Origin of the sequence: Bartonella sp. CL436QHHD (assembly GCF_042195105.1) — a bacterium.
Taxonomy (GTDB): Bacteria; Pseudomonadota; Alphaproteobacteria; order Rhizobiales; family Rhizobiaceae; genus Bartonella.
Genome location: NZ_JBHINR010000023.1, coordinates 22812 through 39239, shown reverse-complemented (window position 1 = coordinate 39239; position 16428 = coordinate 22812). Strand labels below are relative to the sequence as shown.

The 16428-nt window shown below is 33.1% G+C and carries 11 protein-coding genes; 3 read left to right on the top strand and 8 right to left on the bottom strand.

Annotated features, from left to right (window positions below; all coding sequences use genetic code 11):
• Positions 1-8: 8 nt before the first annotated feature.
• Complete coding sequence (gene recJ / locus ACFIKN_RS02575; protein ID WP_375631293.1) at positions 9-1793, bottom strand: single-stranded-DNA-specific exonuclease RecJ; 1785 nt, start codon at positions 1791-1793, stop codon at positions 9-11.
• 296 nt (positions 1794-2089) lie between these two features.
• Between recJ and rplM the strand changes: the two genes are divergently transcribed.
• On the top strand, positions 2090-2554 hold the full coding sequence (rplM, locus tag ACFIKN_RS02570) for a 50S ribosomal protein L13 (protein WP_015856544.1): 465 nt from the start codon (positions 2090-2092) through the stop codon (positions 2552-2554).
• 2 nt (positions 2555-2556) lie between these two features.
• On the top strand, positions 2557-3042 hold the full coding sequence (rpsI, locus tag ACFIKN_RS02565) for a 30S ribosomal protein S9 (protein ID WP_015856545.1): 486 nt from the start codon (positions 2557-2559) through the stop codon (positions 3040-3042).
• 311 nt (positions 3043-3353) lie between these two features.
• Here rpsI and ACFIKN_RS02560 read toward each other — a convergent pair whose 3' ends face one another.
• The 7 genes from ACFIKN_RS02560 to ACFIKN_RS02530 all read right to left on the bottom strand — a co-directional run bounded on the left by ACFIKN_RS02560 (position 3354) and on the right by ACFIKN_RS02530 (position 13389).
• The gene (locus tag ACFIKN_RS02560; RefSeq protein ID WP_005773308.1) at positions 3354-3719 is read right to left on the bottom strand and encodes a response regulator; all 366 of its coding nucleotides are present in this window, start codon (positions 3717-3719) and stop codon (positions 3354-3356) included.
• Between the two features lie 539 nt (positions 3720-4258).
• Complete coding sequence (locus tag ACFIKN_RS02555; protein ID WP_273791584.1) at positions 4259-4618, bottom strand: hypothetical protein; 360 nt, start codon at positions 4616-4618, stop codon at positions 4259-4261.
• A gap of 986 nt (positions 4619-5604) precedes the next feature.
• Entirely contained in the window at positions 5605-5964 is a 360-nt protein-coding gene (locus tag ACFIKN_RS02550; protein WP_375631292.1) for a hypothetical protein, read from the bottom strand.
• A gap of 3053 nt (positions 5965-9017) precedes the next feature.
• On the bottom strand, positions 9018-9806 hold the full coding sequence (locus ACFIKN_RS02545; RefSeq protein WP_375657864.1) for an ABC-2 family transporter protein: 789 nt from the start codon (positions 9804-9806) through the stop codon (positions 9018-9020).
• Positions 9790-10614, bottom strand: coding sequence for an ABC-2 family transporter protein (locus ACFIKN_RS02540; RefSeq protein WP_375631291.1), 825 nt, complete (start codon positions 10612-10614; stop codon positions 9790-9792). Before ACFIKN_RS02540 ends, ACFIKN_RS02545 begins: the two co-directional genes overlap by 17 nt.
• Positions 10589-11608 carry an ATP-binding cassette domain-containing protein gene (locus ACFIKN_RS02535; RefSeq protein WP_375631290.1) on the bottom strand — a complete coding sequence of 340 codons (1020 nt, stop codon included), beginning with the start codon at positions 11606-11608 and terminating at the stop codon, positions 10589-10591. The genes ACFIKN_RS02540 and ACFIKN_RS02535 overlap by 26 nt, the downstream gene beginning before the upstream one ends.
• Before the next feature lie 797 nt (positions 11609-12405).
• A complete protein-coding gene (locus ACFIKN_RS02530; protein WP_375643218.1) occupies positions 12406-13389 on the bottom strand; it encodes an RluA family pseudouridine synthase in 984 nt (327 codons plus the stop codon).
• 206 nt (positions 13390-13595) lie between these two features.
• Between ACFIKN_RS02530 and ACFIKN_RS02525 the strand changes: the two genes are divergently transcribed.
• Positions 13596-15377, top strand: a complete 1782-nt coding sequence (locus tag ACFIKN_RS02525) for a glucan ABC transporter ATP-binding protein/ permease (protein WP_375657863.1) — start codon at positions 13596-13598, stop codon at positions 15375-15377.
• Positions 15378-16428 lie beyond the last annotated feature (1051 nt).

Below are 16428 nucleotides of genomic sequence, written 5' to 3'. Positions count from 1 at the left end.
TATCCCTTTCAAACCACTGCAGCTGCGTCAATCACGCGCAGCTGCGGATTGATCGTTCCATTCCAATAATTCAAACTAAGATGACCAGCTAAATGAATCATTTCACCAATATTTTCAAAAAGAAAATCACCAAGCGATGTCCCTACAGCACGAAAAGCAATTCCTTGCAGTTTTTTTCCTTCAACATTAGATACAATGAGGCGAAGATGTCCTTTACCAACTTCAGATAGATTCACCAGTCGATGAGAGGGAAGAACAAAAACAGGTGTTGCATTCCCTGCCCCAAATGGCCCTGCTTTTTCAAGCAATTCAAACAGCGCTTCATTAACACCAGAAGCAGAAAGAGAACCATCTATACTAAGAGATTTTTTTGCACGCAACTGTGAAACCATTAAAGAAACTTTTTCTTCTAGCCATTTTCGAAAAATTTCAATTTTTGTTGATTGAATTGTAATTCCTGCTGCCATACTATGTCCCCCTCCTTTTTCTAATAAATTTAATGTAACAGCTTCACGAACGAGTGCTCCTAAATCTATACCATTAATTGAGCGTCCCGACCCTACGCCATTTCCATCTTCTTTCAAAGCAATAGCAAAAACAGGACAAAAAAAACGCTCTTTGAGACGGGAAGCAAGAATACCAATAATTCCCGGATGCCATTCTTTATGTGAAATTACAAGCGATAATGGTATTTCTTGATCTTGATAAAGAGAAGTAATGTAAGATTCCGCTTGTGCTAATTGAATGTTCTCCATTTCTTGGCGTTCTTGATTAAGCCGATCTAATTGTTCTGCTATTCTGTCCGCTTCATCTTTATTCTCACAGCTAAGTAAACGTGCTCCCAAAGCTTGATCACCAATGCGCCCTCCTGCATTAATTCTAGGACCTAACAAAAAACCTAAGTGAAAACTATTAAGCGGCTCCCCTATTCGTGCAACCTTTGTTAAAGCTGTTATTCCTAGATTATGCATAGAACGAGCAACTTGAAGCCCTTTTATCACAAAAGCACGGTTAACCCCCTGTAATGGAACGACATCACATATGGTTGCCAATGCAACAAGATCAAGCATACTTAAAAGATCAGGCAGCTGCCCTTGGAATTGTTTTTTCCGCAGCAAATGATGAACCCAAGCTAACGTAACAAAAACAACGCCAGCTGCACATAAATGCCCCTGTTTAGAAAAATCATCAGGGCGATTAGGATTGACAAGAGCAACGGCTTCTTGATGAATCTCTGACATTTGATGATGATCTAAAATCACAACATCAGCACCAGCAAGCCTCGCTGCTTTTACGGCATCAGGACTGTTTGCGCCACAATCAACAGTGATAATTAACCGAGCGCCTTCTTGCACAAGCATCCTCATTGCTTGTTCATTCGGACCATAGCCTTCAACAATACGATCAGGAATATAAATTTTGACTTCAATACCAAAATAACGAAAAAAACGCGCTATGAGTGCCGATGAACAAGCACCATCAACATCATAATCACCAAAAACAGCAACCTGTTCTTGATTGAGAAGAGCCTTAACAATACGCTCTGCAGCGCATTGCATATCCCTAAAACTTTCTGGATCAGGCATAAGCGTACGTAATGTTGGATTAATAAAAGCAACAGCCTCAGCTTCATCCACATCTCTTGCTGAAAGTACTCGAGCTAACTGATCTGGAAAGCCAAATTTTTGAGAAATAGCGCGCGCATTATTTATCCCTTGAACATCAAGGGCATCTAACCAAGCTTGACCACAAGCAGAAGATTCAACATTGAGAAAATAACGAGACCACTGCATTATTTCTTATTTTATAATGAAGAACAATAAAATACAATCATGCGTTAAAGATAAAATAGTTTTTTGCAACATTCATTTTAAGTTTAAATGGTCTACAAACTTCTTTTAATGGGGTATTATAATACCTTTCTCGTAACATGTTGTTTTATAAAGTTTTTATTTTCTCTTGACGTCAATCAAAAGACATTATATCAGAGCAAGTAGTATGCGTTAAATATTTCGCTATGGTAACAATTTTCAACGCAAAACAGTAAAAATTCCCTTATATTAAAAGGGTTCTAATAAAGGATACTTCTATGGCAACTTTTTCACAAAAGCCAACTGAAGTGGTGAAAAAATGGGTTATTATTGACGCAGAAAACCTTGTTTTGGGTCGTCTTGCCACATTTGTTGCTAACCGCTTACGTGGCAAACATAAAGCTACATTTACTCCACATGTTGATGATGGTGACAACGTTATTGTCATTAATGCAGATAAAATAGCTCTCACTGGCAAAAAATATACGGATAAAAAATATTATTGGCATACCGGCTATATTGGTGGAATCAAACAACGTACAGCACGTCAACTTCTTGAGGGACGTTTTCCCGAACGCGTTATTGAAAAAGCAGTAGAGCGCATGATTCCTCGAGGGCCTCTTGGTCGCCGTCAATTGAAGAATCTACGTGTTTACGCTGGAAGCCAACATCCACATGAAGCACAACAGCCTGAATCTCTTGACGTTGGTGCTTTAAACCGCAAAAACAAAAGGATTGCTTGATTATGGCTGAAATTAATTCTCTTTCTGAGCTTAGCATAGTAACAAGTATTACAGAAACACATGAAAATGTTGTTCCTGTCCACGTGCAAAAGCTTGATTCACAAGGACGTGCTTATGCAACAGGAAAGCGTAAAGACGCTGTTGCACGCGTATGGATTAAACCAGGTTCTGGAAAAATCACAATCAACAATAAGGAATTTGACAAATATTTCGCTCGTCCTGTTCTTAGAATGATTCTTCGTCAACCAATTGTTGCAACAAATAGGGATACCCAGTTTGATATTATTGCAACCGTTGCAGGCGGTGGTCTTTCCGGACAAGCCGGTGCAGTGCGCCATGGCATTTCCAAAGCTTTAACCTATTATGAACCAGAACTTCGCTCAATCTTGAAAAAAGGTGGTTTTCTTACCCGTGATAGCCGCGTTGTTGAACGTAAAAAATACGGTAAAGCAAAAGCACGTCGTTCTTTCCAATTCTCAAAGCGTTAATTTCAATTTTTGTACAATGCATAAAGCCTCGGACAAAACCGAGGCTTTTTCCCCTACTAAAACAGACTTTTAGATGAATGTAGAAACAAATCTATACCGATTAGAAAAAACAAAAATGCAAAACAACCTCCTCTCTTAAGATAAAAGGCAAGAAAATAAACCGAAAAATCTCGAAACTTCAGTTTCAATTTTTAAAATCTGTTTTACTAACTTGAATATATCCACGTGCTAAAGCAGAAAAATATTTGCACGAAAACTTTAGCAATTTTATAAGCTTTTCAATATTTTTTTCTATCATCACTTAACAAGTTTTAGTCCACAAAATGTTTTACCATTGTGATAAAATGAGGAACAGAAATAGGCTTTGACATATATTCTTCACATCCACTGGCACGAATTCGCTCCTCATCGCCTTTCATAGCAAAAGCTGTTACAGCAACAACAGGGATTGATCGAAGTTCTTCATCTTCTTTTAATTGTTTAATAACATCTATTCCAGAGACCTCTGGCAACTGGATATCCACAAGGATAAGAGATGGCATTGATGAACGCGCCAAATCTAATGCCATAAGACCATTACGCGTTTCAACAGTTTCATAACCACTCGCTTCTACAAGATCACGGAATAACTTCATATTAAGCTCATTATCTTCCACGATCATGACTTTTTTTGACATTCGTATAACTCCACCCTTCTCAAATAAAATAGAGAAATAGAAATGAATCCACATTCTCTTTGCTTAAGATAAAATGATAAAATGAATTGTAAACCACAAAGAGATTAAAAGATTCCAATAAAAGCATTTTTTACAAATATTTGTAAGACGCATCGCTATACTTATTCAGTTCATCAGTATAAAATCCACAATAACCATAAGTATTGTATTACCCTATATTTTTGAGTGAATACGCACCGTTTATGAATATCTCAATTCCAGCATATGCATTTTCATCATAGAAAAAATATCAAATACAAACTTAGCTCAAATGCGTATTTTGAAGAGAAAAAATTTAATTAACTTTAAAAAGCAGCTGATTATTTAAATTTAATGTCCCCTATACTGCCATCCCCCAACAATATCTTAATGATATTAAAGGATAAATTTACCATATTATTAAAAGTAAAAAATAAATAAACCGTGATTAAACATCACGGTTTATTTAATATAAAATATTCAACAACAGAATAATTCAAAGTTCATCAAGGAATTATCTTTTAATTCAAAGCCCATGCACTATAAGCAAAAGCATCGAATGCTCTTCCACCTGTCTCTCTGTTAGGACTCGGCGGTTTTCTAGTAAAGAAATATACAAGATATGCGATTAAACCAAAAATCGCTGCCTCCATCCCCATTAAACCCGCGACTTTTTGGACATTTTTCTCAGCCCCTTGTCCTCCAAACTGGCTAATAATCATATCAACAGCTTTAATAACTCTATTTTCCTGTGTCATTACAGAAATGAAACCAGCATTTTGAAATCTATCATTTAAAGAATCAGCATTGGCTCCTAAAACCTGTGAAAAGAAAATAGCTACTGCAACAAAACATACTATACAATGCTTGAATATTTTCATCATAAACACCTATTACAATATTTAATAAAATAAATTTTCTTTACCGCCCCCTCTAAATAGAAAACATTACATCATCTATCGATAAAGTATATTTATCTTCTAATAACAAAAAATATAATACAAAATTTAATTAACAGTTTTATTTTAATTGTTAATTTTATATTATATTACATTTACAATATATCCGTTACATGTTTATTTTAATATTGTCAATTATTTTATTCGTGTTTTAATAATGTATAATTTAATGGAAAAAATGTATTAAAATAAAATTATTTTATTGTTTTTATTATAATTTTATCTTTATTATCATAAATATTATTATGATATTATAACATAAAAATATCAATATATTGTTTTTTAGTTACACGTAATGTTTTTTATTTTTTGTATAATATAGTAAGATAAATATTTTTAAAATTTACAAAAAACAAAAAAATATTTTATTGAAATATTCTGTTAAAATAATTTTTTCTTAGTATAGATTGAGAAGAAATAGTTTTCCCAGCAAAAATTAGCGTAAGTATCAACTTAGCTCTTTGATTGAAAAAGCTAAATTAAGTAAGATAAGGGATAACTTTGGTGAACGCGCCAAATCTAATGCCATAAGGCCATTACACATTTCAAAGATTTCACAGCCATTCGTTTCTACAAGAACGTGGAATAATTTTAATAAAGTTCATTGTCTTTCAAGATTCTAACTTTCTAACATTAATATAATTCTACGACTTAGAGAAATAGAAATAAATACACATTCTTTCTAACCAAGATAAAATGATTAAAAATTTTAAACCTCAAAAAGACTATATTATGTACAATAAAGTATTTCTGTAATAATATTAAAAAAAGAGTACAGCCTAAAAACTTAAAGCTTAATGGGCATATTAATAAATATAAAAATAGCTAAACCGTGATTAGAAATCACGGTTTATTAATTATAAAAGATTCAAAAACAGAATAATTTAAAATTCATCAAATCAACATTTTTAATTAAGAGCCCATGCACTTCGAGTAAAAGCAGTGAATGCTTTTTCACCTGCGCTTTTTCTAGGATCCGGTGGCTTTCTAGTAAAGAAATATACAAGAAATGCGATTAAACCAAAAATCGCTGGCTCCATTCCTATCAAACCAGCCACCTTTTGGACATCTTTTTCTCTGCTTTGTTCTGAAAATTGACTAATAATCTCCTTAACAGATTTAATAACTCTATTCTCTTGTTTCATTACAGAAATAAAATCAGCGTTTTGAGATCTACCATTTAAAGAATCGGCATTGGCTCCTAAAACTTGTGAAAAGAAAATAGCGACTGCAACAACACATGATATACAATGCTTAAATATTCTCATTATAATAACCTATTACAATATTTAATAAAACCTTACTCTCTAAACAGAAAACATCACATCATCTACCGATGATTCATATTTTCCTACTGAGAAGAGAATGATAATATAACACAAAAATAATTATCATTTTGTATTATATTTTTATTCTTCCCATATTTAATTTGTTTTGTCAATTATTCTATTTTTGTTTTTAAGCTGACTGATTAGATGATAAAATTTTATTACAATAATATGATTATATTATTGTTTAAATTGTATTTTTTTCTTCAAAACGATTGATTTTTTTAATCACAACATTTTTAAATCACAACATAAAAAAAAATATTACTAAATTGTCTTTTTTATTACACATAATGGATTTTTTTATATTGGTAGCATACAGTAAGCTAATTTTTTTCTTATTGTATGTTGAGAGGCAATAGCTAACCGAGTAAAAATTTAGCGTAAACAAAAATTTCGCTCTTTGATTAGAAAAGCTAAACGAGATAAGATAAGAGATAATATTGATGAAACCGCCAACTTTAATCCATAAAGCCATTAAACATTTCAACGATTTTACGACAATTCGTTTCTACAGAATCGCAGAATAACTTCAGTTTAAGCTCATTATCTTCCACGATCATTACTTTTTGATATTAATAGTGCTCCACCCATTCAAAATAAAATAGAGAAATAGATAATGAATACAAATTCTCTCTCTAATCAAGGTTAAAAAGATAAAAAATGTAAACTATAAAGAAACAAAACAACACCTAATAAAAGCATTTTTGCAAATATTTGTAATGCTCAGCATTATGTTTTTCAGTTTATCAAAATGAACTCCACAATAATCGTAAAATTATATTATTCTATATTTTTGAATCGATATGTAAAATTCATAGTTATCTAATGAATACCAATAAACTCACAAGTATTTTCATCGTAGCAAAGCTATCAATCACAAAAATTAATTCAAATATACATTTTGAAGAGAAAAAACTTACGTAACTTTGATATGCATAGATTTTTTTTATCTGTAAGCAATCGGTAGTTTATATACCCAATTAAAAATTTATTCTTGTGATCTTATATTGTCTCAAACGCTTTTGTTATACATCAATACGAGCGATGCAATAACAAATCAAAATAGAACTTACTTATGTAATTTTAAACAAAACTTTAAAATGGACCACACATGTTGTTAATGCATTGTTAAATGCAAAAACAATCACAAAACTGTGAAAATAAAAAACTCATTATAAATGCTAATAACTTAACAGAATTTATTTTTTTGCTTTATATAATTTTTCAAAAAATTTGGTAAGAAAATATGAGTGATACGCGAAAAAGTTCTCAATCTTTTCAATCTCTATATCAAAAATCACATTATTTTCATCACTGATAATCAAAAACATATGATCGTTATCAGTTATTTTACAACATCAAATTAAAGCATTATTTTTGTTTATTGAAAAAGAAGCTGTCTGGATTTCTCTTTATTTTTTTGGACAAATTTAAAAACATAACTTTATTAATAACATATCTCATAATCTCTATAGAAAGATACTTAAATAAAGAATACTATAAAAAATAAAATGAATATTATTGATGATTTTTTATAATATCAGTTTTAATATGCGCTTTAGAAGCATAATATAATTTAAATAAATTTATTAATAATATTAATAGTACTTAAAGTATCTATAACACTTAAAATTTATGAAATAAAATATATAGAATTATAAATAATATACCATTAAAAGATATTCTAACAATATTTCTTAGACATATTTTTCATTAACATATCTACAAAATTATTATGATTTTAGAGATATATTGCAGATATTCTATAAATTACCGTACACAATTATAAAAATGATGCACAACTCTAAAAACTCCCTACTAGAGCACCATTTATAGTGCTGCCTACTGCCTTCTCTTAGTGTAGCCCCCTCCGCACAGCAGCAGCTACGATTAACAGGAACTATACCATCTATTTTCTATTGCAACTGCACCCGCTATACTTACGATTCCTCCAAGCACAGCACCTCCAACTGTCCCAACAGGCGCCACTATCATTACTCCTGTTTGTCCTGTAGATTTTATTGTATCCCAATAATAACCCGAAGGACGGCATGAATTACCTGAAGCACTTGATGAGCTTGAACTCTCCTTTTTCTTTTATAGAAAAACGCATCATATCGATACAATTAGATTAGATTATTACGCGTTTTAGACAATTGTCAAACCTAATTTTAAATTAAAATAAAATAAAAACACCGTACAAACAATAATATTCGCAAATACTATTAAAATATAACACATTATATTTTTCTTTCTCTTAACAAAATCATAACTTAAAATGAGTTTGCATAAGAAAAATTAAGAACCTTCTCTTGATTTACTCGCACAACAAAGAAATATATTTATTACGTTATTGAAATTAATCTTATTGCTATCGTTTTACAGCTACTTGACTTGGTGAATCCTTTTATTTTTCAAGCAATTATTGATGGAATTTTTCCTACTCAGCATGCTGAAAATCTCTATGTGATCGTTATCTTGATAATTGCTATCATGTTGTTTAGCACAACTCTTAGCTTTCTATCGGGCAACTTAAAAGCTTTATTCTATCAATTTTCTTATTGTTTAAGCAAAAAACTCATCCACGTAATAATATATTGAATGCACCAACAAAATCCGCACGAATAACCACATTCTACGCATATAAAAATTACCCACTTTGACAATTTTTTAGCACTATAACCGAAAAAGAACACATCTGGCTCGTATTATGAATGATACTAAATTGTATGCCATCTTACCATTGGCTTTTGTCATCAAGCTGCCATCTAAAATCGAACAGTTTAAACCTCTGATTTCTATTTCACGCTCCTTGCCAGTAACTGTGGGAATGCGGCCTATATTATTGTTCAATCTTATCTAACAATAAAAAAATCCTCATGTGAAAATTCTACATGCCTTATATCGCCAGAATAAATAACGATAATTTATGGTACAATAGAATTATTCACTCAATTTTTTTTATTTTTATAATCATGCTGACTTTCATCTCATCCCCCTAATCCATTAAATTTACGCATTGTTTTCTTATAACTTATGAAAGTCATGACCATGGAAAGAAAAGCGCTCAACAGAAGATATCCAATATTCCATTCGCCTTTACCAAGCAACAATGACACAGGCAAGGAAGCAGAAAAAGCCATGGGAAGCATAAACAAAAGCCATTTTACGATGCTTAAAGGATAAATTCCTATTGGCACAAATGAAAGCTCGTAAATCATTTCATGAAAATATTCGACAGGCATCTTACGGCTAATAATAAATGTTACAAAATTAAACATCATGAAAAAACAAATATTGACAATAAAAACACAAAATATTGCAACAATAAAAGAGATCCATCTTAGCTTAAGATCGGATATATTCGGTAATGATACAAATAAATAGGCACTAACATAAAGAACAAAGAGCTTGATCAGATTAAGAGGTTTACACCAACCAAACAACATCAACAACCAGATTGAAACGGGCTTTATCAAGTATGGTTCAATTTTACCATCCGCTACTTTTTCAAAAAACGTTTCAATAGAATTAGTAAAAATATTCAAAAATATTCCAAGTAAAACAAAGACAACAAAGATAAAATGGATTTCATCTCTGCTATAGTTACCGATCTTTCCTGAAAAAGAAGATATTCTATTAATAAATATGAATTGAATAAAATAATAGCATAGAGAAAGAATAAACTCCCCAGCCAAATTCTTACCATAAACAATCTGTCGGCGGATATTCAAACTGATAAAATGAAGGATTATTTTCATCTCAACCACCCGCTCCATTATATGCTTTCATCCCTTTATTCCAAGCAATATAAATTAAGAATAAAAAACACAAAATATAAGTAAAACTTCCGAAAATAAACTGCTGAAACAACGCTAAATTTTGCGTCGCGAAAAACTCGGCAGGAGCTGATATCATGAAACGATAAGGATTAAATTGCATAAGCGGAATAAGCCACACCGGCCAAAAAGATGGTGGTAAAAGAACACCCCCAAGAAGCGTTGAACTGAGAATACTGAAAGAGAGTAATATATTGTACTCAATCACCCAAAAGCTTAATAAGGCAATTCCAAAAGAGAGTAAAAAACAAAGCAATTGTGATAGAATAACAACCAGAAAAAAGAACAGAAAAGCGATGACCAATCCCAGAATATTTTCATAGGATAAAACAAGCTTAACAACAAAAAGAGCCAATAACGGGATGCTATATAATACACTCTCCCCTAAAAAAGTAAAAAGCATTTGTGTCATATAACTAAAGGGCTTTGTAAGATATACTTCTAATTGACCTTCTTTAACATGATGAGAGAAAAACTTAATCACATTATAACCATTATTTAAGCGACCTAGGACTAAAGCAAAAGCATAATAATACATCATATCATAAAAGCTAAAGCCATTGATGGTGTTGCCCGTATCAGAGAAAAGTGCATTCCATAATAGAAGTTGAATAACAAATGGCGAAAGTGTCCCAATGATAATATCGGTAAAAAACATTGCTCTATCACTTAGAACAGTGAGTAATCCATTCTTGGCAAAAAGAAACATACCAAAGCAGTGGTTAGATAAATTCTTTAAATTTAACACGGAGCATCTCTTCAAGCGAGGGAGTGGATACAGAGAACGTACAGTTCAATTCGGTTGTAATTTCGCGTACAAAACGCGCAAAATCCTCACGGGGCAGCGAAACCTCCAGCGAGCATTCTTCAGCGTTAAAGTGCTTATCTTTTAAAGGAGTAGATAATTTCAACGCAATCTCATCAATTTTTTCTACAACAGCTGAAGGTGCAGCCATGTGTTCACAAAAAAGTGTCATTCTCACCAAAGAAGGAATGACATTTTTAAGCGCATGAAGATTACCATGAAACTGTTTCTTTCCTTTATGCAAAAGAATAATATCATCGACGTATCCATCAATATCTCCCATATCATGACTTGTAATGATATACCCAGTGCCACGCTCCTTTTTCAGTTTTTTAAGAAGCTCCCTGATTTCATGCTTAGATGTAATATCAAGACCAATACTTGGCTCATCGAGAAACAACAGTTTAGGTCTAAAGGAGAGATTAAATGCCAATTCACTTTTCACTCTCTCACCCAGACTAAGCATCCGCACTGGCTTATCCATAATATGCTCAAGACCCAGCAACTCAGCGATCTCTTTAAGATCACGGGTAAAAGAGGCGCATTCAAGACCATATAATGGTTGAACCATATCCAGACTGTAGCGTAAGGGCAAATCCCACCATAAACAATTCTTGTGACCAAAGACCACACCCAAAGACTTGAACAGATTTTTCTTCGCTTTATAAGGATCAACACCAAGGACTTTAACACATCCCTCATCAGCGTATTGTATACCAGAAAGTATTTTAATCAGTGTCGATTTACCCGCTCCGTTAGGGCCAAGAATTGCTAACGATTGCCCTGAAAAGAGGGTGAAACTCATATCTTTTAACACATGATGATTTGTATAAACCGGCTTGAAGAGAGAAAACACCTTGTTTTTAAAACCAATTCCTCTGTCAATGTTGCGATATATTTTTGAGACGTTATTAACGTCAATCAATAATGATCCCATCAGTCACTCCTAATTTCAATTTATCCCCCTTTTGAATGTTCCCATAATAAATATCTGTTTTGTTCACTAGAAAAAACAAAAGTGTTCAAGCCCTCCCTAGAGCAATAAAACGCGTCTGACGTTTTATCTCCAATTTTTTGTCTAGATATTTTTTCAATGTGATGAGTTCACTTCAATGAAGCATTAAGATACTGAAAAATTATTTCTTCTTTTATGAAAGATAGTCTTTTGGATAAACTAAGTAAGTAGAAAAATAATTGCTCATTGAAAGGAGAACTTTGCTAAGAAGGCTTCATTGTGTAAGTAAAGATACAAAGCATAAATCTATACTATAAGCATATCAAACCACATTTATAACAGAACAAACTTCCTTGACAACAGGATTTTTTTGAGAGTCTACTTTTCCTCAGCATTACTATAAAATGCCTCCATTATTCCCCATAAAAAAACTAAAATCGCTTTCTCTATTTTAGTAAATATCTTTCAGATTTTATCTAACTCATCTCGCTCAATAGACACGCCTTCCCAATATATGACCTCTATAGATAATTCAAAGAAGCAGCTTCATAAACTCAGATTATTAAATGATACACCATATCCAAAAAATAACAATACAATCAATATGGATAAAGAGCTGTAGAAAGAAAGCCATGATATTCGAAAATTTCATCACTCAAAAACATAATTTTCTCATAGCGATTGACTTATCAAAAACTTCCTTCAAATGATGCCCTATTCATCTTATCAAATTTATAGACAAAATTTTATATCAATCAAAAAAAACAAATGAAGTTTCTTTACTCTGTTTCAGCATCACTCTCATTAAAAGACAAAAGATTAAAACTTTGAACCATATGAGGTGGTAAAGGTGCAACAATGTCCAATATTCCTCCTGAAGGATGAGGAATACGAATACGACGTGCATGAAGATGAAGACGATTTTGAATTCCTCCTGGTAATGTCCAATTACTATCAGAAAAAAAATACTTTGTATCGCCAATGATAGGATGATCCATATGGGCAGCATGCACACGAAGCTGATGTGTTCTCCCTGTATAGGGTTCCATTTCAAGCCACGAAAGAGCCCGCCCTCGTGTATCTAAAACGCGATAGTAGGAAACCGCATGATGTGAATCTGGCTCCCCATGTTCACAAACACGCATTTTGTCACCTTGTGCAGTCATTTCCTTAACCATCCACGTTGAAATTTTGTCCTGCTTTTTTTTAGGCACGCCCCGAACCAACGCCCAATAAGTCTTTTTTGTTTCTCGCGCTCTAAAAGCAGCAGTTAAGGACTGAGCAGCTCCCCTTGATCGCGCAACAATAAGCACACCCGACGTCTCACGATCAAGACGATGAACCAAACGCGGCTTTTCACCTTTTTTATTGCGCCATACCTCAAGCATACTATCCATATGACGTGTTAAACCAGAGCCTCCTTGTACAGCCAATCCAGCTGGTTTATTAAAAACAAATACCTTTGGATCTTCATAAAGCAGCATTTTTTTCAAAACGGTCCCATCATCCTGCCCACGAAGTGTTTTATCCGTTATTGAAAGATTTTCCTTGTCATTAATAGGGAGAGGTGGAATACGAACAGCCTGTCCTATACAAAGACGCGTATCGGCTTTAACACGTCCACCATCAACCCGTATCTGACCAGAACGCAACAATTTTTGCAAAGCTCCAAAACCAAGTCCTGGATAATGCACTTTAAACCAGCGATCTAAGCGCATTCCATTTTCATCTGCCTCAACTTTTTTTATTTCTATGCCTGCCATGAAAATTCCCTTACCTGATAATTTTATTGATCTATTTTTGCGCCTTTATAAACACAAAAATTCATATTTTAGTTGGTTTTATCACACCATATTACAGTTAGTATCCAAAATTGCCTTTTCTTAACATCCAAATTTTATTAGCTAAAAACTAAGCGTTGTAAAAATCAACAGCCTTTACGCTTAATAGCGAATGGAGATAATTAACCGTGTCCTTATTCAAAACCTATGCACGTGTTCTCACTTACCTAAATAGAGAAAAAAAAGCATCCCTTTTAATCTGTACCGCTAATGTTATGTTAGCTATTATCACTATTGCAGAACCTATTTTATTCGGACGTGTTATTGATTCTATTTCAGAAAAATCAGCTATCATTCCTACTCTTACCATTTGGGTTTGTTTTGGACTTTCACATATTATTGCTTATGTCCTTGTTGCTCGCGGTGCTGACCGCTTAGCCCATAGACGCCGCTTAACGGTTTTAACGGAATCTTTCGAACGTATCATTGCCATGCCTTTAATTTGGCATCAACAACGTGGAACTTCCAACGCACTCCATACACTTTTGCGCGCAATAGATTCCATGTCAACCATATGGCTTGATTTTATGCGCCAACACCTCTCAACGCTTGTCGCCTTATTGGTTCTCATCCCCATAGCGTTTAATATGAATTGGCGTCTTTCAATAGTCTTGGTTGTGCTTGCCATCACCTACGTATTAATTGCACGTTTAGTGATGCAAAAAACAAAAGACGGACAAGCCGCTGTGGAATGCTACCACCACAACCTTTTTAAACATGTCAGTGATTCAATCTCTAATGTTTCCATTGTACAAAGTTATAACCGAATAAAAGAAGAAGCTTCTATACTGCATCAACATACAAATGCTCTGCTTAAAGCACAAAATCCTGTTCTCAATTGGTGGGCGCTCGCCAGTGGCTTAAATCGAATGGCTTCAACAATTTCAATCGTTTGTGTTCTCCTCCTTGGAGCTTTTTTTGTTGCAAAAGATCAATTACGAGTAGGTGAAGTCGTTGCTTTTGTTGGATTTGCACAACTCATGATTAGCCGCCTAGACCAAATGAGCAATTTTATTAATTGTGCAATATCCTCACAAGCAAAACTGCAAGAATTTTTTGAAATGGAAGACTCAACCTTTCATATCAACGAACCGCAAAATCTTCCTTCCCTCAAAAATGTTAAAGGCGCCATACAATTTCATCACGTGACCTATAAATTCCCCAATTCTTCTCAAGGTGTTTTTGATATTTCCTTTGAGGTTAAAGCAGGACAAACTGTTGCAATTGTAGGGCCAACAGGGGCTGGAAAAACAACATTGATCAATCTGTTGCAGCGCGTATACGACCCTACCCTTGGGCATATCTCCATTGATGGAATAAATATATGCTCAATCAATCGCGAATCTTTACGCAAATCTCTAGCAACAGTATTTCAAGACTCGGGTCTTTTCAACCGTACTATTCATGACAATATTTCAATAGGAAAAGCGAGCGCAACAAATGAAGAACTTTATGAAGCAGCAAAAATAGCAGAAGCTCACGATTTTATTCTAAAAAAAGCTGATTGTTATAACACAATGGTGGGCGAACGAGGATCTCAATTATCCGGTGGAGAAAAACAGCGACTAGCAATTGCACGCGCTGTTTTAAAAAATTCCCCTATTCTCATTCTAGATGAAGCAACAAGCGCTCTTGATGTTGAAACAGAAGCACGTGTCAAAGATGCTCTCGATTGCATAAGCCATAACCGCACTACTTTTATTATAGCACATCGCCTCTCAACAGTACGCAATGCTGATGTGATACTCTTTCTGGATCATGGTCACTTAATGGAAAAAGGAAACTTTCAAGAATTGATCGATAAAGGGGGACGTTTCTCTAATTTTTTAAAGGCAAGTGGTTTAACAATCAAACCACCAGAAAGAGAAGGAGAAAATGTTATCCCCTTACATGAAGCCATAGCATCATAAAATTGATACTCTTTTTCAAGCAAAAAAATCCTCCTCAAGATAACAAGAGTTCTTATATATGATACAAGTAAAAAGATTTCTAAAAATGCCACAATTCATTTTAGGTATTTAAGAAAAATATTAAAACAGTTTAGTATTTTCTCTGCTATTGCAATTTTACTAGATTAGAACAAAAATATTTTCCTATATCTGTGCATATTGACGAGTATACATTCTCATTTAGGGAAAATGTAAAGGTAAAAACAATTTCCAGTTTTACCGTCTTCTTTTTACTCAGCTTTACGAATTTCAAAACGAACTAAAGAAATATCTTTTAAATAATGAATATTATGTATTGCTTTGCACTTTTGTTTATCACGTTCTTTATAGTCCTCTCATAAAGAACAGAACATCATTGTTTTGCACATTCATATGACTTTTTTTAAGAAACATTTCTCAATGCTCTTAAGCCCATTTCACAACGACATTCGTGAGTGGTTTTGATTAATTTAACATACCCAGAATTTGAAATAATAAAATCCTACGAATATTCGTAGCTCTTATTCAAAAGATAAAACGATAAATTATCATTATAACTCAATGTATTAAAGCAATTTTATCATAAATAAATTAAATATTAATCTAAATCTTTAGATTTATGTGATATTCCTTTGATTTATATTGATAATTCATTACTTTATAACTTTAAATAAAGATTTATAAAGATAGGAGAATATTCTTTTCAAAACCTTTTAATAATAAACCAAAAAACTGTGTACATAACAAGCAAAATGAAAACAATAGCTCTAAGATATAACAACTCTTTTATAAGCCTTTTCAAGGAAAGAGATTTTATTCATTTGAATAACTAATCGAATAATGACAGCTTATAACTTTATAAGGAGAATCGTATGCAATAAATCTTGATTTTCCCTTTCATAAAAAGAGATGTTTCTTTAAAAAATCTATAAGAGCAACATAATAACTAGTCTTCCTAGTAAAAGAATACACAGCAAAGCATGAAGTGCTGAATAATCTATCTTATCTTAAAAAGGTGACTCCTGAAACGCTT